This is a genomic window from Roseateles agri (assembly GCF_034043675.1).
Taxonomy (GTDB): domain Bacteria; phylum Pseudomonadota; class Gammaproteobacteria; order Burkholderiales; family Burkholderiaceae_C; genus KK5.
Map to the genome: position 1 here is coordinate 153,495 of NZ_JAXCLA010000011.1, position 16,952 is coordinate 170,446.

Below are 16,952 nucleotides of genomic sequence, written 5' to 3' on the forward strand. Positions count from 1 at the left end.
GATCAAGAAAAGATGAGCGATGTCTTTCACGACCGGCAGGCCCGCGGCTGGTCCCGCACCGGATGGCTGCAGGCCCACTACACCTTCTCGTTCGGCTCGTTCAACGATCCGACGCGGATGGGCTTCCGCGCGCTGCGTGTGATCAATGAAGACATCATCGCCAGCGGCTCAGGCTTCTCCGAGCACGCGCACGATCACTTCGAGATCCTGACCTTCATGCTGTCCGGCGAGTTGGAGCACAAGGACTCGGCCGGCCACGAAGGACGCCTGCACGCGGGCGACGTCCAGCTCATCAGCTCCGGCACTGGCGTCAAGCATTCGGAGCGGAACCCGGGGTCAGAGGCGCCGACGCATCTGTTCCAGATCTGGCTGCATGGCAATGCCGACGAACTCCCGCCGCGCTACCAGTTGCTGCCGCAAGCGCTGCTCACCACCAACGGCCCGCGCCTCGTCGCCAGCGCGCAAGAGCAAGCCGGCGTGCTGCACCTGCGCGCGCCGGTGAGCATCTGGGCCGTGGCCGGGCAGCCCGGCGAGCGCTGCAGCCACAGCATCGCGAGCGACCGCTATGGCTGGCTCCAAGTGCTCGAAGGCGTCGTCATGGTCGAGGTCGACGGCGAGCCGCAGCCGCTGGAACTGCGCGGCGGCGATGGCCTGCAGCTGTCGACCGTCCGCCAGGTCGCCGTGACACCGCATAGCGAGGCGCGGTGGCTCTGGTTCGACCTGGCCTAGTTCATTGAGTTAAGCGAGCGCTTTGCCGAAGGTCGCCAGCAGGCGTCCCCAGGCGCGATCGGCCTGGGCAGCGTCGTAGACCCGCGTATCGGGCGGGCACCAGCCGTGGGCAGCCGGGTACACCTCCACCTCGGCCTGCAGCTTCGCGCTGTCGAACGCGGCACGCAGCGCGCCCTTCGCTTCGGGCTCCTTCGTGTCGTCACTCTCCGCGATGGCGATCAGGTAGCTCGCGCGCGTCTGCGCCACCAGGCGGTGCGGGCTGTCGGGCGCCGGGGTCACCATACCGGCACCGTGGAAGGTGCCGACCGCACCGACCCGGCTAGGCGCCACCAGGGCCGTGCGCACCGCGATCGGCCCGCCCATGCAATAGCCGGTGGTGCCGATCTTGCGCGTCTTGTCCACTTCCTGCTGGCCATCGAGCCAGGCCACGAAGCTCTTGCCATCGCTCAGATGCATCGCCGGCGTCAGCGCCTGCATCAGCGGCATCACCTCCGCGATCGGCGTCTGCCCGCCCTGCGCCGCCGTCGGCGCCTTCTTCTGCCGGTAGAACGGATTCACCACCAGCACGCTGTACCCCGACTCCGCCAGCCGCCGACCCATCTGCCTGAACGCCGGGCGCAGACCGAACACATCCGGCCACACCAGCACGCCGGGCGCTTCACCCGAAGAGGGCGCGACGAAGTAGGCATCGCACTGGCCATCCGGCGTGGCGATGGTCACTTCGCGCTCGGAGACCGCGGCGGCGTTGGCGACGCTCGGCAGCGCAGCCAGCATGCCGGCCGATGCGGCAAAGGCACCGAAGTCGCGGCGGGTGTATTTCTTGATCAGCTCTTCATGCTCGTTTTGATCGCACATGGTGGGTTCTCCTCGTTGGGGTCGGGTGACAGCGGAGCTTCTGCCATGAATTGGGGCGGCAGGCAAGCTGGCTGTATTTCGTCGATGCGCCGGTAGTCGCTAAGTGGCATGAGCAGGCGGTCAGTGCCGAGCGTCGAATGCACGCTGCTGGCCGTGTAGCGGCAACTGAGAAATCTTGATGCCGGAAACACTAACATCCGTTGCGAAGCGCACCGCGGGTTTCCCAAATCCGGAGCCTCCCTGGTCAATGACCATTGGATGCGCGGAAATCAAAGCCAAAGCGCCCAAGATTGCCGGCCTCACCAAAAGACCATCGGCATCGAACTGACCGAGGTCTACTCAACCCGAGACTACGCCTCAACCAATGCCTTTCCGGCCGCCCGTAGCATCCTGTCTCTGGGCACGGAAACGCCGAAATCGAGCCAATGAATGACGTTGTAATAGACCTGATCTGCGGTCACGTACTTCTCAAGAAACTGCTTCACTCGACGACGCGGAAAGGTACGAGCATATTTAATCGAGGCCAACTTCCGAACGTTCTCACTGTCCGAACGCATGAGCTGATCGATGACGTCGGAGGCAAGGCCCTCGAAGGCCTTTTCAGAGATCAACGGGACTATGCATGCCAAGAGGTATCCAGGCATCGCAGTGGTCAACAGGTCATTGAGCCTGTGCTTGCCCAGCGCATACAGCGTACGCGCTGCAGCTTCGTACTTGGTGCTGCCCGCGCTTGAAAGCAACGATGCATATTTATTACGACCGTATTCGGGCCGGCCGAGTGATGCGATGACCAAGGGGATGTCGCACCACTGGCCGAATTTTGCGAGGTAACGTAGGTCCGCTGCTGAGTAGTCGACAGTGCCGAGCGCTAGCATTGCTCGAACCAACGACAGGTCAGTTGCATCGAGCCTGCTGCTGATGATTTCCAATCCTTCACGAGTAAACCTGCTTCGCAAGTACTTCCCAAGTGAGCGAGTCCGTTCAACGAGGTCGGTCGACCTTCCATAGTGCTTGGCCATCTCTTCCAGTAATGAATCGAAACGATCTACGAACTGATTGGCGATTGCCTTACGCAAGGCATCGCCGCGCAGCTTGAAGTCGCGTCGGGCCAATGCGAAGAACGCGTTCTGGTCGTAAATCTCCGATCGCTCTTGTTCTTCGAGTTGAGCAACCGTTAAGCGATCAAAGAAGTGCTCGGTGTAACGCTCTAGGACGGTCTCGCCTTCCGTATCGGGCTGGCTCATTGCGAACAACGCAAGACCGGTCGGCGCCTGACTCTTACGCACAAGAACAGCCTTAGCCTGCTCGATGGAATAACTCCGGCCGCTCGCGACGAGTGCCTGCAGCGCTTCAAAGCGAACCTCTGCATCGTTGTCACTAAGCAATGACTCTGCGACGCTCGGGACAAGCACATGCCGCTTTCGCAACAGCTTGATAACAGTGGTTCTGACCAATGCATTACGGTGGCTGACTCCACGCAGCAGGATCTCTTCGTCAAATTCGGCGTCAAGGCCGAACAGCGCTTCAAGTAGATCTTGCTTTACCGCACTTGGCTGCAGCATGTATCATCTCGCAACGTGATGCGGATGATGGCGTCGGCAGCCGCACCGACCGTCTGTGTATCGTTTCGGGCGAATTCTTCGTTTATGAATGACAGGTCTGACGGTTGACCGCAGTCGCTCAGATATTCCAAGGCCGCCACACGTATCGCATTCTCGGAATTTTCGGCAAACCACATCGAAACGATCTCTTTGCGGCCAAAGTGTTCCTTCTCGACGATCGGTTCTGAGATCAGCCGCATGGCTTTCAGCGCGCCGACGCGCTGACTGGTCGTGTCGACCACGGTGCAAACCGGCAGTATGTTGTTCTTGAAGCCATCGAGCGCGGCAACCCAGTGCCATAGGGGCACGTTCTCTTGTTTGAAGTTAGCCAACCCGTCGTCAAGCAATCCGCTAAGCTCGCGACGGCCAAACTCAAACTTCGTCCTTGCCTTGAACAGAAGATTGCCATCGTGGGCCCCCAGCGATTGCTGGTCGTTGCCATGGACAGCGACAATGACGGAGAGCAGCCTGACACGTGCCACATCGTCCGCAGCAAGTGGTTGTTCATCAGTTGCCTTTTCGGCCGTCGCTAAGAAGTTCCGCAGGAATCTGGCGCCCTCTACAGACAGTGGTGTAGTCGGCCCAGGTTCCGTCGACGACATAGTTTGCGTCTCGGCAAGAGGTGCTTGATCTTTCTCAGATTCCGACGTTCTTTCCTGGTTGGAAAGTGCAATGACATAGCCCTGGACGCACTTGCGGAACTTACTTTCGAAGTCTCGGACATCGGCGAAGGTGCCTGCCAACAATTTTTTCTCGGAAAAGACTTGCTCTTTGAATGCGATGACCTTCTTAAGGTGATCCCCTGGGTCGGCGAGCGACGCGGCATCAAGATCTTTCAGAAGGAGGCTGATTGCGGGTCGGCCTTCCTTCGCGTTTCGCGTCATAGACCGCTTAAATTCTTCTTCGAATCCGGACGTGTAGGGCTCAGTCCCAGGTGGCGTACCCCACCGCTTCCAAAGCATGCCGACGAAGAGATCGCATCCGTCAAGGTCACGATTGATGATCGCTTGCGGCCGGCCCACACCGGGCAGAGTATCTTCCCAGCCGACCAGCTCGACCTGATACCCGAGTGCGTCCGCTAACTGACCGTTGAAATCGTCAACGATCGCCTTGGCAGCCCTGCGCTCTTCAGTCAGGTCGCCAGGAGAAGCAAGAAAGACTTTAACGAACCGTCGTGTTCCCGCCATTGCCAACCCCCCCCGTTGAATTCGCTTGTTGTTCATTGATGAAACTTGTCACGCGCTGCCGGTCCACGTCCTTTGTGCCGGACTATATGGGCGACTGCGCTGGTCCGCCTGCACCCGTTCTCGACGCGCGGAAGTAGCTGTGGAGGCGAATGACCGCAAACAGGTCCAGAGTCGGCGCGGCGTTCAATGACAAGTGTTCGTGGTTGCGGTCATTCAAAGCACGAGCGACGAAGGAGTTCAGCCAGCCTCAACTCGCAGCTCCGCGCAGCCGTGCAGCCGCGAGCAAGCGCACAACGATCGCCCCCACCCCAGCTGCTGAGACAATGCCGCCCTCCCATCCCGCAACACCGTCCCACCCATGAGCACCACTCTCGGCACCCCGCTTTCTCCCCACGCAACCAAGGTCATGCTGCTCGGCGCCGGCGAGCTGGGCAAGGAGGTGCTGATCGCGCTGCAGCGCCTGGGCGTGGAGACCGTCGCGGTGGACCGTTATGACAACGCGCCCGGCCAGCAGGTGGCCCACCATGCGCGCACGATCACGATGAGCGATCCGGCGCAGTTGAAGGCGCTGATCGAGGCCGAGAAGCCGGCCATGGTCGTGCCTGAGATCGAGGCCATTGCCACGCCGATGCTGGAGGAGCTGGAAGCCGCCGGCGTGGTCCGCGTAATCCCCACCGCCCGCGCCACGCGGCTGACGATGGACCGCGAAGGCATCCGCCGCCTCGCCGCCGAGACGCTGGGCCTGCCGACCAGCCCCTACAAGTTCTGCGACTCGCTGGCCGAGCTGCAGGCCGCGATCGATGGCGGCATCGGTTATCCGAACATCGTCAAGCCGGTGATGAGCAGTTCCGGCAAGGGCCAGAGCAAGATCGACGGGCCGTCCGATGTGCAGAAAGCCTGGGACTACGCGATGGCCGGCGGCCGCGTCAGCCACGGCCGCGTGATCGTCGAAGGCTTCATCGATTTCGAATACGAGATCACGCTGCTAACGGTCCGTGCACTGGATGAGACCGGCCACGTCCAGACCCAGTTCTGCGAGCCCATCGGCCACGTGCAGAAGGGCGGCGACTATGTGGAAAGCTGGCAGCCCTGCCGCATGGCGCCGGCCGCCCTGCAGCGCGCCCGCGAGATCGCCAAGGCCGTGACCGACAACCTCGGCGGCCAGGGGCTGTTCGGCGTGGAGCTGTTCGTCAAGGGCGACGAGGTCTGGTTCAGCGAAGTGAGCCCGCGCCCGCACGACACCGGCCTGGTCACGCTGACCACGCAGTGGCAGAGCGAGTTCGAGCTGCACGCCCGCGCCATCCTCGGCCTGCCGGTGGACACCAGCCTGAAGACGCCCGGCGCCAGCGCCGTGGTCTATGGCGGCGTCGATGCCCTGGGCGTGGTCTTCGACGGCGTGGACGAGGCGCTGCGCGTGCCCGGCACCGACATCCGCCTGTTCGGCAAACCCGAGAGCTTCGTCAAGCGCCGCATGGGCGTGCTGCTGGCCCGCGCGGGTGATGTGGAAGAGGCGCGCGTCAACGCCAAGAAGGCCGCGGCCCTGGTGCGCCCGCGCGTCCCGACCGAGGACTGAGCCCCTCTCTCGTTCAGGTCTTGGCGCCGTTTTCTTGCAACTGCGCTCGCAACGCCCGGACTTCCTCGACCAGATCGACCACGAGAGCGGCCAGTTCCTGGTTGGCGTCGAAGTCCTGCTCGACCGCCAGCAACCGGCGGGCGCGCTCCAACTGCGGGCTGCCGAAGCGGCTCGTCGACCCCTCGCCGCTGCAGCAGACGAGCAGCCCTGCGCTCAGGCGCGCATGCAACCAGTCTTCATTGACGCCGCAGGCGCGGGCCAGTTCCTCTGAGGTCAGCAGGTATTCGTCGACCAGAACTCCGACGAGTATGGGTTCTTCGTCCATGGCACATCCCTTCTGGATCAGCCCGCGGCGTCCGGCCGTGGCTTGAAGCGCGGGCCAAGCGCTGCAGCCATCGTCTGGTAGACCGCGCTTGCGCCCGGCAGGGTGGAAGGTGGCAGCACGACCTGGACCTCGAGCAGCATGTCTCCGGCCGGCTCTCCTGCACGCCCGCGTCCCTTGAGTCGCAAGCGCTTGCCATGCGGCGTATCCGGCGGCACGGTGACCCGCACCGGGCCCGCGGGCGTTGCGGCCGTGACCTCCGAGCCCAGCGCAGCCTCCCAGGGAGCCAGGGGCAGGGTTTCGTGGAGATCCGGGCTCGGCGCCACCGGCGCGGCGGCCTTGAACTGGATCTCGAGGTACAGATCACCGGCATCCGCGCCACCCCGGCCGGCCGAACCTTGTCCCGGCAGCCGGATGTGCTGGCCCGGCTTGACGCCCTTGGGAATCTGAACCTGCACGCGGCGAGGCAACACGGCGCGATAGCCCTGTTCATCGGAGCTCAGTCGGCGCACCGTGACCGAGCGGACCGCGCCCTCGACGGCATCCCGGGCATCGATCTGCAAGGTGACGTGCTCGTCGGCACCACGCTCGGGCTTGGCCTCTTGCGGCTCAGGCTTCGACGCGCGGCCGAACATGCTGGTGAAGAAGTCGGTGAAGTTCTGAGCCTTGCGCCCTGTGGTCGGTGCGCCATCGAAACGGAAGCCCTGCTTCCAGTCATCAGGCAGATCGGGTGCTTCCGTCGATCCTGAATCTGATGCAGCGGGCGTTTGAGCGTCCGCCGCACGGCGATGCCGGCTTCGCACCCCGTCGTAGGCCTTGCGGCGCTGCGGGTCCGACAGCACTTCATACGCCTCGTTGATCTTGAGCATCGCGGCGTGCGATTCAGCGCTCGGGTGCAGGTCGGGATGATGCAAACGCGCCAGGCGGCGATAGGCCTGCTTGACCGCCGACGGGTCGGCGTCGGGGCTCAGGCCCAGGATCGCGTAGTAGTCCTCGAAGCGCATCGCTCTGCCCCCGTTGCATCCGGCATGAGTGCAGGCTAAGGCCGTGCACGGCTGAAAAACCAGGAGGACACGCGAAAACGAAGTTGTCCGAGCACGCCGAGGCATGGTCTCCGACAAGCGGGGCCGAGGTCCCGGAAACGGGCGGACAGCTGCGCGCTCCGACTACGGACTAACCGACATCAGCCCAAGTCGACACAACAAGCGCCGGGCAAAGAACCCTCATCCTGACGGGCGCCCAGCGCTCACGAGGCTTTGCGTCGCTTGTTGGACAGCAATCCGACAAGTCCCAAGCCGACAAGCGCGAGCGCCGCGGTGGCCGGCTCAGGGACCGGTTGCGCCGTCGAGATGATCGAGTAGCCGCTCTGCCCGACGTCGGCGGCATTGGTGCTGACGCGGTTGGTCCAATTGATCGAGGCGTCGGCGATATTGGCCGCCATCGCGAAGGCGTAGGCGTTGAACGAAGCGTGCGTGTCGTACAGACCGCTGATCTGGAAGTCGACCCTGACGCTTCCGGCATCGATCGCGCCGCGGTCCGATGTGTTGCCGAGGTTCAGGTCAACGAACATCAACACCTGCTGGTTGGCCGGGTTGGTGATGTCCTCACCCGACCAGAACGGCAGCGTCCAGCCATCGCCCGGGCCGGGCTTCGCAGCGTTTGGACCGTAGCGCAGATCCGCGCTGGTGAAGGTCTCGTTGACCGCGCCGCTCACGTAGGTCAAGGTCGACGGCAAGGACGTGCCTGCGTCCCATTGGTAGCCGCTGGACTTGATGGACAAGCTGAAGTCGCTCGGTACGGGCCCGGTCATCGAAAAGGCCAGCACGATGTCGTCGTTGTAACCGCGACCGCCGGTCGTCGTGACCCAGAAGCTGCCCGAGGTCGACGACGTGGAGATCGTCTGCGTCGTCACTTGGCCGGACACATTGCCGGCCGCGCCGCTGTTGGCGATGTGCAGCTGATTCAGGCCGCCGCCCGGTGCGTTGATCCAGTAGGTGTCGTCCGCGCCGCTGCCATAACGCGCGCCGGCATCGTTGGCCACGCCGACGTAGATGTTGCGGTTGGCGGGAAGCTGCTCATAGGACTGCGCCCATTGGCTCGTCATGGCCAGAAGGCCCACACAGGCCCAACCGATCGCTGAATGCTTCATCCGTGTCTCCGGGGTTTCGTGATGTGTTGCCGCTTTTCTCGAAATATACAGTGAGATACAACGCGCGTTGTATATTTCCAAATACATCGAATTCGACACAACAATCCCTAGGAGACTTTCGATGACGTTTCGTTTCCGTGCGCGCGGCGCGAGCATCGCTCTCGCGGCGCTGATGACCTGCGCCGCCCTGGCCGCACTGCCTACCGACGCTGCGGCGGTCACCGTCGTGCTCGGCGCCGGCAAGGTCTCCACGCTCTTCCAGAACCAGCCCGATCACAGCATCGGCAAAGGTCCGGCGACCTTTGTCGGCGGCGACGCCAGCGGCTCGCCGCGACGCGGCCTGATCGACTTCAACCTGGCCGCCAACATCCCGGCCGGCGCGACGATCACCGATGTGCAACTGACGCTGTATCTCGCAGGCGTGGCGACTGGCGACACGACACCACGCGAGATCGATTTGCACCGCATCACGGCCGACTGGGCGCACGGCCCGACGGGCCTGGGCGTGACGCAGATCGACGGTACCGACCAGGGCTTCCCGGCCATCGCGCCGAGTCCGACCTGGTACGACCGCCGCTACCAGCAGAATCAGCCCTGGGCCACGCCGGGCGGCGACTTCGCCACCGCCGTGAGCGCGGCAAGCATGATCGGCCAGACGGCCGGTAGCGCCTACAGCTGGTCGTCCCCGCAGATGGTGGCCGACGCGCAGTCAATGCTCGATGCACCGTCCACCAACCAGGGCTGGGCACTGCTGAACGTCGACGAATGGAGCGCCAACAGCTATCGGATCTTCTACACGCAGGCATGGGACGACACATCGCTGCGCCCGCAACTGCAGGTGAGCTATGTGCTGGCCGCAGTGCCTGAGCCGGCGACGGGCATGCTGCTGCTCGGCGGGCTGATCGCGATGGCGCTGCGGCGCCGGACGCCCACAGAGAAAGGCTCGCAATGATTGCCAGTGCCTCGCTCTTCAAGCGCAGCCTCGCGACAGCTTCGCTCTCCGCGCTGCTGTGCGCTCACGTCCATGCCGCCGTCATCACGCTGACGCCGTCGAAGGACGCAACGATCTACGGCGCCAGCATGAACCAGGGCTTGCCGAACTCCTCCGGACAGGACTTGTTCAACCACAGCAATGGCGCCGGGCCGGGCATCTTCGCCGGCGGCAACGGCCAGCTCGCGCCGCACCGGGCGCTGATCGAGTTCGACATTGCTTCAGCCCTCCCGGCTGGCGCAGTCATCACGTCCGCGCAGCTCACCATGCATATCGGCATCGTTGCTGGATCGGGTGGCGCACCGGGCCTTGGCGACCAAACCCCACGCACGATGGACCTGTTCCGCCTGACGCGTGACTGGGGCGAAGGCACGACCGGCGCCAACGCGACAACGGTTGGCGGCACCGGCCAGGGCTTTCCGGCCAACGTGGGCGATGCCACCTGGCTGCAGTCCGCTTACCAGCAGGTGTCGTGGACCACGCCGGGAGGCGATCACGTGGCCGACGTGAGCAGCTCGCTGGCCGTGGGCAGCGTGTTCGGCTCGGCGCAGACATGGAGCTCGACGGCGCTGATGGTGTCGGACGTGCAGGGCTGGCTGGACAACCCGAGTTCCAATGACGGCTGGATCCTGATCAACCGGGACGAAAACCTGAAGCAGACACATCGCGCCTTCTATTCGAGCGAATGGCCCGACGCAGCGATGCGCCCGCAACTGCAGATTACCTACGAACTGGCACCGGTGCCCGAGCCTGGCAGCACCGCCCTTCTGTTGGCTGGCCTCGCTTTGCTCGGTTGGCGCGCTTCTGCACGTAGAGGCAGGAAGTCCTTGCCGGATTGAGCCCCGGCTCCGATCAGACCGCGATCAAGTGCTCGTACAGGATCGCCGCCCCGACCGCCGCCAGCACGAGGCCCCCGATCACCTCCGCGCGCTTGCCCACCACGTTGCCCAGCACGCGCCCCAGCATCACGCCCAGGGTCACCATCACGAAGGTGGCGCAGCCGATCGCCGCGGCGACGACGCCGATGTTCACGTCGATGAAGGCCAGGCCCACGCCGACGGCCATCGCGTCGATGCTGGTGGCGAAGCCGGTCAGGGCCAGGCGCGCGAAGCTGTGGCTCGACGGCTTGTCGTCGGGCGCGTCGGCCTCGGGGTCGTCCTTCTTGAGCCCGTTGTAGATCATGTGCAGGCCCAGCGCGCCGAGCAGGACGAAGGCGATCCAGTGGTCCCAGGCCTTCACCGCGTTGACGGCGCTCAGGCCGAGCACCCAGCCGACCAGGGGCGTGATGCCTTCGATGACGCCGAAGATGGCGCCGGTGCGCAGCGCTTCGGACCAGCGGGGATTCTTGAGCGCGGCGCCCTTGCCGATGGCTGCGGCAAACGCGTCCGTCGACATCGCCAGGGCAAGAGCGGCTGTGGAGATGAAGTTCATGATGGGGTAGGAGTCGTCCAAGGTCGGGCCAAGTCGCAACGACGCACCATCACTGCCCGACCTGACGTCGTGATAGCACATCGTTGGTCTCGCCAACCAGAACTGGCTACCTGCGCCATGAGCCGCGGAGGCTCAAGTATGTTGACGCAGGCGCTTCCAAGCGATGGAAGCAGGCTACTCCCCAAGAGTGGACGGCATTCTAGTCGAGAGATTTTGGTGCTCGGCCGACTTACGGCTTCAGTGACCTATGGCGTCAAGGCGCCCAGGGATTGAGGAGCGTTGCGCCAGTCCCTTGAAAGTCGACGACATTGCGGGTCACGACGGTCATGCCATGAACCATTGCAGTCGCCGCGATCATGGCGTCACGTTCTGAACGTCGAGTCGGAATGTGGAGTTGGGCGCACTGAAGTGCTACTGCCGTATCAACGGGCAGTACTCGTCCGGCAAAGGCCGGCAAGACGTGGCTGTGCAGCCAGGTTCGCAGAATCGCAGCTTGCGCCGGATCGCGACGCTCGAGAGCAAGGATGCCGAGTTCAAGCTCGAGCACACAGATGGCCGAGACATACAAGGTCCCAGTAGCGACCTTGCTTGCCCAGGCAACGACGTTGGCATCAGCCCGGCCCGCCCCTGCTTTGCGCAGTTCCGAGACGACGTTGGTGTCCAGGACGTACATCAGCCGAGGTCCGCCTCGCGATAGATCTCACCAGCACGAGGTGGGTCGAAATCGATGTCTGCTGCGCCTGGCATAGAAAGCAGGCTGACGATGTTGGTCGTGGGGCCGGACAGTTCCTGATAGCGCTCGATCGTCAGAAGCACGTGCGCCGGGCGTCCACGATCCGTGATGAAAACGGGGCCGTGCGCGGCAGCCTTCTTCGCGCGACCGGTGTCTTGGTTGAACTCGCGGCTGGACAGGGTGGTGATGCTCACGGCTGACTCCTCAAGATAGTAGGAACATTACTACATCAAAGAGGGGCCTGCAAACGCCGACCGGCATCAGCCCTACTTGGTTAGCCCGACACGCAGCGCTGCAAGCCCGCCCACCAGTCCGCATGAGAGACAGGCTTGGCCAGATCGCCCGGCGCATCGGGCCTCGCGCTGCAGCACAAGAGCGCCAGGCTCGGCCCCGCCGACCGGCGCAACTCGACCATTTCATCCACCGACAGCGTCAGCGGCTCCACCACCATCAGCACCGGCGACGCACCGGCCAGCAACTCGCTCGCCTCGTCCAGCGAAGCCGCCTGCAGGATCCGGTCGAAGCTGGCCAGGGCCAGGCGTTCTGCCAGGGCCTCGCGCGCCGTCGGGCAGGCGTCCAGTACGAGGGCCAGCCAGCCTTCGCCGAGCAGCTCGGTGCCGGGTTCGGCCTGCGGCAGCGGCCATTGCACCTGGTCTTCGTCGGCGGCCTGCCAGGGCAGCTCGATGCTGAAGCGGCTGCCGGCGCCGAGGCGGCTGTGCAGGGTGATGTCGCCGCCCATGGCGCGCACGGCCTGGCGGGCGATGCTCAAACCCAGCCCCAGGCCCGGCTGGCGGCCCTGGCCGGTGGCGCGCACGAAGGGTTCGAAGACCAGGGGCAGGTCGGCTTCGGCGATGCCCTGGCCGGTGTCGCTGACGCTCAGATGCAGCATGCCGCCGGCCGCATCGGCCTCCAGCACGATCTGACCCTGCTGGGTGAACTTGGCGGCGTTGGACAGCAAGTTGAACAGGACTTGGCGCAGGCGCTTGGCGTCGAGCTCGACGACGGCGGGCAGCGCCGGGCCGCGCTGCAGGCTCAGCTCGTTGCCGCCGCTGCGTGCCATCGCCTGTGCCTGCTCTACCACCTCGATCAGCAAGCCGTGCAGGTACAGCGGCGCGGTGACGATCTCCGGCGCGGCTTCGGCCTCGGGGCTGCGGGCGAAGCGCTGCAGCTCGTCGATGGTTTCCAGCAACATCAGCCCGCTGTGCTCGATGGCGCGGCGCGTGGCCTCGAACTCGCGGTCCTGGCCGAGGCGGCGCGTCAGCTGCACCATCGATGCCAGCGGCGCGCGCAGGTCGTGGCCGATGTAGCCCAGCAGCCGGCCCTTGGCGGCGTCGCTGGCCTGCGCGCGGGCGCTGGCCGTGGCCAGCTCGGCGGTGCGCTGGCGCACAGTGGCCTCCAGCGTCTGCGCGTGCTGCGCGCGCTCGCGGTCCAGTTGCAGCAGTACCGAGCCCATCAGCGCAACGGAGCCCACCACGCAGCCCAGCAGCGCGCCGCTCTCGACCAGGTCGGTGTTCGGGATCACGCCCATCAGGCTTAGGTAATGCTGCACCACGCCCACCTGCTGGCACAGCACCGCGAAGAACCAGGCCGGGCCGAGCGGGCCGCCCGCCTTGACACCCTGCGCGCTGATGAGGATCGTCATCGCGATCAGCACGAACAGGACGGTGTTGTTCCACTGCGTGGCCAGCCGGTAGTCGCCCCACAGGCACCACAGCCCCGTCAGCAGCGGCAAGGCGATCACCGCGAGCAGCGCGCGGTCCATGCGCGGCCGGCGCTGCTTCACGCCCAGCACCTGCCGCATCGTCAGCGCCTGGGCGATCGTGGCGCCCGCGCCGAGCACGCCCAGCGAACGCTGGGCCCAGTCGGTGGCATCGGGCCACAGCAGCGCGAAGGCCGCGCCCTGCATCCCCGCCTCGTACAGCAGGGCCAGCAGCAGGTAGGCCGCCAGCAGGCCGAAAGCCGGCTGGCGCAGCGCCAGGAACAGGCCGGCCGCGAGCAGCGCGATCATCGCCGGCAGGCTGAACAGCACGCTGTGGATCAGGTTCGCCCGCGTGCTGGCGGCCAGCAGCGCGGTGGGCGTCCACAGCCGCGGCCGCAGGCTCACCGCACCACGGCTGGCGACGCGCAGCAACAGCTCGCGCGTCTCGCCGGGTGCCACGCGCACGACGAAGGCGCTCTCGCGGGTGGGCAGCTCGCGGGCGGAGAAGGGCTGGTCGGTGCCGGCGCGCGAATACTGCCAATCAGGCGCCCCGGCGCGGCGCGAGAACAGCGCGACCGATTCCATGCGCGCCGGCTCCAGCGCCAGCACACGCACCTGCGCCTCGTCCTCGGGGTTGTGCAGCGTGATGCGCAGCCAGAAGGCCGCGGCGCTGTAGCCCGGTGCGAGCAGGGCCGGCGTGGTCGGGCGAAACACCGGCTGCCCCAGGGCCTGCGGGTCGGGCGACGCGGCCGGGTCGACGTGGATCAGCGCCAGCGCCCCCAGCTCGATCGGCGCCGAGTCGCTGGAGCGCAGTTCCACGGCGGTCTGCGCCATCGCCGGCAGGGCCAGCATCACCAGCAGCTGCACGCCGGCTGCCCAGGCGAGCAGCCGCCTCAAGATTCGTTCCGCCGGCCCTGGCGGTGCGCCTGCCGGTAGGCCTGCGGGCTCAGGCCGTGGCGGTCGCGGAAGGCGGTCGCGAAATTGCCCGGGTTGCCGTAGCCCACGTGCGCGGCGATCTCCTGCACGGGCATCTCGGTTTCGGTCAGCAGCCGCAGGCCGGTGCTCAGGCGCTCGCCGCGCAGGAAGCCCGAGACCGTCTGGCCCACGTGCTCGCCGAACAGCGCGAGCAGGCGCTTCTCGTGCGTGCCCACCTGCTGCGCGATCTGGCTCACGGTGAGCGCCTCGCCCAGGTGTTCGCGGATGAAGCTCACCGCGCTGTGTGCCAGCAGCGCGCCGGGGTCGCGCTCCGGATGTTCGTCCTGCGCCTCGGGCACCTCGTCGCTGCTGCCGCGCCGGATCTGTTCGGCCAGCCGCAGGTGAACGCGGATGCGCGCGAGCACCTCCTCCGGGTGGAAGGGCTTGCTGATGAAATCGACGGCACCCACGTTCAGGCCGTGGATACGGTCCGCCGCGGTGCTGTGCGCGCTGAGGAACAGCACCGGGATGTTGCGGGTCTGCGGATCGGCCTTCAGCAGCTGGCACAGCGCGAAGCCGTTGAGGTCCGACATGCCGACGTCCAGCAGCGCCAGCGCGGGCTGCAGCGCCTGCGCGCGCGACAGGGCCTGCCTGGAATCCGAGGTCAGGGCCAGGCGATAGAGCGGCTGCAGGATCTGCGTGAGCCAGCGCAGCTCTTCGAGCTGATCGTCCACGATCAGCAGCAGGGGGCGTTCAGTCATGCGCGGTGGTCATCGAGGCGTGAAATTGTGCATGAGGGCATATGACGATCCCGCAGCATTCGCCCGACGGCGGCGGTCGCGCAGTGTGGCATTCGCACACCCGCGCATTGGCAATAGTCCACGCTCCCCGACCAATTGTTTCCAATGGTTCCTTTGCTCAAAAGTCCCGTCCGTTTCCGCAAAACCCCACATCCCGCGTAGCGCCGATAAACCGGGCCATGCGTGCATGTCCACGCAAACGAACGAGTGGGTGAAGAAGCATGGATTTGAAGAGCAAGACGAAGCGTCTGCACGTGGCCTCGGCCGTTCTGGGTCTCTCGCCGCTGCTGGCGCTGGCGGCACCGCCGGATGCTGGCCAGCTGGTCAATGAACGCCAGCGGGTCGAGATGCCGCCGGCCCGGCCCGCCGCCGAGCCTCGGCAGGAGCCCGAGCAGGCGACCGGCACGGCCGGCCAGGGTCTCAGCGCGCTGGTCTCGCGCGTGCGCTTCACCGGCGCCGAAGGCCTGGCCAGCGACACCGAGCTGCAGGGCTGGGTGGCCGACCAGGTGGGCCAACGCCTGAACCATGCGCAGATGCAGGCCCTGGCCGCGCGCGTCACGGCCCGGCTGCAGGCCAAGGGCTACCTGCTGGCCCGCGCCTACCTGCCCCGCCAGGACCTGAGCGGCGGCGAACTGCAGATCGCCGTGCTGGCCGGCCGCCTGCAGGACGGCACCGGACGCCTGAACCTCAGCGGCGGCGACGCCGCGCTGCAGGCACGGCTGCACGCCATTGCCGACGCCAACCTGCCGGACGGCCCGGCCCGCGCCGATGACCTCGAACGCGCGCTGCTGCTGATGCGCGACGTGCCCGGCATCACCGTGCGCTCGGCGCTGGAAAAGGGCGACCAGCCCGGCACCAGCCGCATCCAGGCGCAGGTGGAGGAGCAGTCGCGCTGGGGCGCCTCGGCCTCGCTGGACAACTTCGCCAACCGCTACACCGGCGACGTGCGCGCCACCGTGCGCGGCGTGCTGAACCGCCCGCTGGAGCGCGAGGACCAGCTCTTCGCCTCGCTGAGCGCGACCCGCGACACCAGCCAGGCCGCGCTGTCCTACGCCTGGGCGCTGAACCCGCAGGGCCTGCGCGCCAATGTGAACGGCTCCTACATGCGCTACAAGGTCGGCCTCGAACTGGCGCCGCTGGAGCTGCGCGGCACGGCCCGCAGCATCGGAGCGGGCCTGAGCTTCCCGCTGCAGCGCAGCCGCGAGCGCAATGTCTGGCTGAACCTGGACGGCGTGGAGAACCGCCTGGACGACGATGCGCTGGGCACGCCCCTGCACCGCCGCCGCATCGATCAGCTGAACTTCGGCGTGACGGCCAACAGCTACGACGAGCTGGGCGGCGGCGGCCAGAACGACCTGGGCGTGAACGTCAGCGCGGGCAATGTGAGCCTGACCCGCAACGCGGCCGACGCCGCCGTCGACGCGATCAGCGCGCGCACCCAGGGCGGCTTCACCAAGCTCAGCGGCCACATCGCGCGCAACCAGGCCCTGCCGGGCCTGCGCGACTGGACCTTGTTCGCCGTGGCCAGCGGCCAGTTCGCGGGCAAGAACCTGGATTCGTCCGAGAAGTTCCTGCTGGGCGGCCCGTCCAGCGTGCGCGCCTATGCCGTCGGTGAGGGCTCGGGCGACAGTGGCTGGCTGGCCAGCGTCGAGCTGCGCCGGGACTTCGGCCTCTTCGGGCTGCGCGCCCAGGGCCTGGGCTTCGTCGACGCCGGCGGCATCACGCAGCACCAGACCTTGTGGAACGGCGCCCTGTCCGACCCGTCCGCCAACCACTACCACCTGGCCGGCGCCGGCCTGGGCTTCAACATCGGCAACGAGACCTGGAACCTGCGCAGCGCGTGGGCCCACGCCATCGGCAGCAACCCCGGCCGCGGCGCCAACGGCCTGGAAGCCGACGGCCGCGCCGAGCGCCAGCGTGCCTGGGTGCAGCTCAACGTCGCCTACTGATCGTACGGACCAAGCAAA

Annotated in this window: 16 protein-coding genes and 1 riboswitch; of the genes, 5 read left to right on the top strand and 11 right to left on the bottom strand. The window is 66.1% G+C overall.

Going from position 1 to position 16,952, the window contains the following annotated elements; all coding sequences use genetic code 11:
• Positions 1 to 12: 12 nt before the first annotated feature.
• Positions 13 to 729, top strand: a complete 717-nt coding sequence (locus SNE35_RS29500; protein WP_320426639.1) for a pirin family protein — start codon at positions 13 to 15, stop codon at positions 727 to 729.
• A gap of 9 nt (positions 730 to 738) precedes the next feature.
• Here SNE35_RS29500 and SNE35_RS29505 read toward each other — a convergent pair whose 3' ends face one another.
• The 3 genes from SNE35_RS29505 to SNE35_RS29515 all read right to left on the bottom strand — a co-directional run bounded on the left by SNE35_RS29505 (position 739) and on the right by SNE35_RS29515 (position 4,408).
• Positions 739 to 1,584, bottom strand: a complete 846-nt coding sequence (locus tag SNE35_RS29505) for a dienelactone hydrolase family protein (protein ID WP_320426640.1) — start codon at positions 1,582 to 1,584, stop codon at positions 739 to 741.
• Positions 1,585 to 1,934: 350 nt separating this feature from the next.
• Positions 1,935 to 3,146, bottom strand: coding sequence for a hypothetical protein (locus SNE35_RS29510; protein WP_320426641.1), 1,212 nt, complete (start codon positions 3,144 to 3,146; stop codon positions 1,935 to 1,937).
• Positions 3,125 to 4,408: a DUF4062 domain-containing protein gene (locus tag SNE35_RS29515; RefSeq protein WP_320426642.1), complete on the bottom strand. Its 1,284-nt coding sequence runs from the start codon at positions 4,406 to 4,408 to the stop codon at positions 3,125 to 3,127. The genes SNE35_RS29510 and SNE35_RS29515 overlap by 22 nt, the downstream gene beginning before the upstream one ends.
• Positions 4,409 to 4,730: 322 nt before the next feature.
• Here SNE35_RS29515 and purT point away from each other — a divergent pair, with 322 nt between their 5' ends.
• Complete coding sequence (purT, locus tag SNE35_RS29520; RefSeq protein ID WP_320426643.1) at positions 4,731 to 5,945, top strand: formate-dependent phosphoribosylglycinamide formyltransferase; 1,215 nt, start codon at positions 4,731 to 4,733, stop codon at positions 5,943 to 5,945.
• A gap of 13 nt (positions 5,946 to 5,958) precedes the next feature.
• On the opposite strand, the gene SNE35_RS29525 is transcribed toward purT, so the two are convergent.
• The 3 genes from SNE35_RS29525 to SNE35_RS29535 form a co-directional block, all read right to left on the bottom strand.
• Positions 5,959 to 6,270, bottom strand: a complete 312-nt coding sequence (locus SNE35_RS29525; RefSeq protein WP_320426644.1) for a chaperone modulator CbpM — start codon at positions 6,268 to 6,270, stop codon at positions 5,959 to 5,961.
• A gap of 17 nt (positions 6,271 to 6,287) precedes the next feature.
• Complete coding sequence (locus tag SNE35_RS29530; RefSeq protein ID WP_320426645.1) at positions 6,288 to 7,271, bottom strand: DnaJ C-terminal domain-containing protein; 984 nt, start codon at positions 7,269 to 7,271, stop codon at positions 6,288 to 6,290.
• Positions 7,272 to 7,513: 242 nt separating this feature from the next.
• Positions 7,514 to 8,416, bottom strand: coding sequence for a PEP-CTERM sorting domain-containing protein (locus SNE35_RS29535; RefSeq protein ID WP_320426646.1), 903 nt, complete (start codon positions 8,414 to 8,416; stop codon positions 7,514 to 7,516).
• Positions 8,417 to 8,537: 121 nt separating this feature from the next.
• Between SNE35_RS29535 and SNE35_RS29540 the strand changes: the two genes are divergently transcribed.
• A complete protein-coding gene (locus tag SNE35_RS29540; RefSeq protein ID WP_320426647.1) occupies positions 8,538 to 9,368 on the top strand; it encodes a DNRLRE domain-containing protein in 831 nt (276 codons plus the stop codon).
• Positions 9,365 to 10,246 (top strand): DNRLRE domain-containing protein, encoded by an 882-nt coding sequence (locus tag SNE35_RS29545; protein ID WP_320426648.1) that lies wholly within the window; start codon positions 9,365 to 9,367, stop codon positions 10,244 to 10,246. The genes SNE35_RS29540 and SNE35_RS29545 overlap by 4 nt, the downstream gene beginning before the upstream one ends.
• Before the next feature lie 13 nt (positions 10,247 to 10,259).
• On the opposite strand, the gene mntP is transcribed toward SNE35_RS29545, so the two are convergent.
• The 5 genes from mntP to SNE35_RS29570 form a co-directional block, all read right to left on the bottom strand.
• The gene (gene mntP, locus SNE35_RS29550; protein WP_320426649.1) at positions 10,260 to 10,838 is read right to left on the bottom strand and encodes a manganese efflux pump MntP; all 579 of its coding nucleotides are present in this window, start codon (positions 10,836 to 10,838) and stop codon (positions 10,260 to 10,262) included.
• 22 nt (positions 10,839 to 10,860) lie between these two features.
• Positions 10,861 to 11,029: riboswitch (yybP-ykoY riboswitch) on the bottom strand.
• Between the two features lie 62 nt (positions 11,030 to 11,091).
• A complete protein-coding gene (locus SNE35_RS29555) occupies positions 11,092 to 11,514 on the bottom strand; it encodes a type II toxin-antitoxin system VapC family toxin (protein ID WP_320426730.1) in 423 nt (140 codons plus the stop codon).
• Positions 11,511 to 11,765, bottom strand: coding sequence for a type II toxin-antitoxin system Phd/YefM family antitoxin (locus tag SNE35_RS29560; protein ID WP_320426650.1), 255 nt, complete (start codon positions 11,763 to 11,765; stop codon positions 11,511 to 11,513). Before SNE35_RS29560 ends, SNE35_RS29555 begins: the two co-directional genes overlap by 4 nt.
• Before the next feature lie 80 nt (positions 11,766 to 11,845).
• Complete coding sequence (locus SNE35_RS29565) at positions 11,846 to 14,167, bottom strand: sensor histidine kinase (protein WP_320426651.1); 2,322 nt, start codon at positions 14,165 to 14,167, stop codon at positions 11,846 to 11,848.
• Positions 14,164 to 14,946: a DNA-binding response regulator gene (locus tag SNE35_RS29570; protein WP_320426652.1), complete on the bottom strand. Its 783-nt coding sequence runs from the start codon at positions 14,944 to 14,946 to the stop codon at positions 14,164 to 14,166. The genes SNE35_RS29565 and SNE35_RS29570 overlap by 4 nt, the downstream gene beginning before the upstream one ends.
• A 260-nt stretch (positions 14,947 to 15,206) precedes the next feature.
• On the opposite strand from SNE35_RS29570, the gene SNE35_RS29575 reads away from it, so the two are divergent.
• A complete protein-coding gene (locus SNE35_RS29575) occupies positions 15,207 to 16,934 on the top strand; it encodes a ShlB/FhaC/HecB family hemolysin secretion/activation protein (protein ID WP_320426653.1) in 1,728 nt (575 codons plus the stop codon).
• Positions 16,935 to 16,952: the final 18 nt, after the last annotated feature.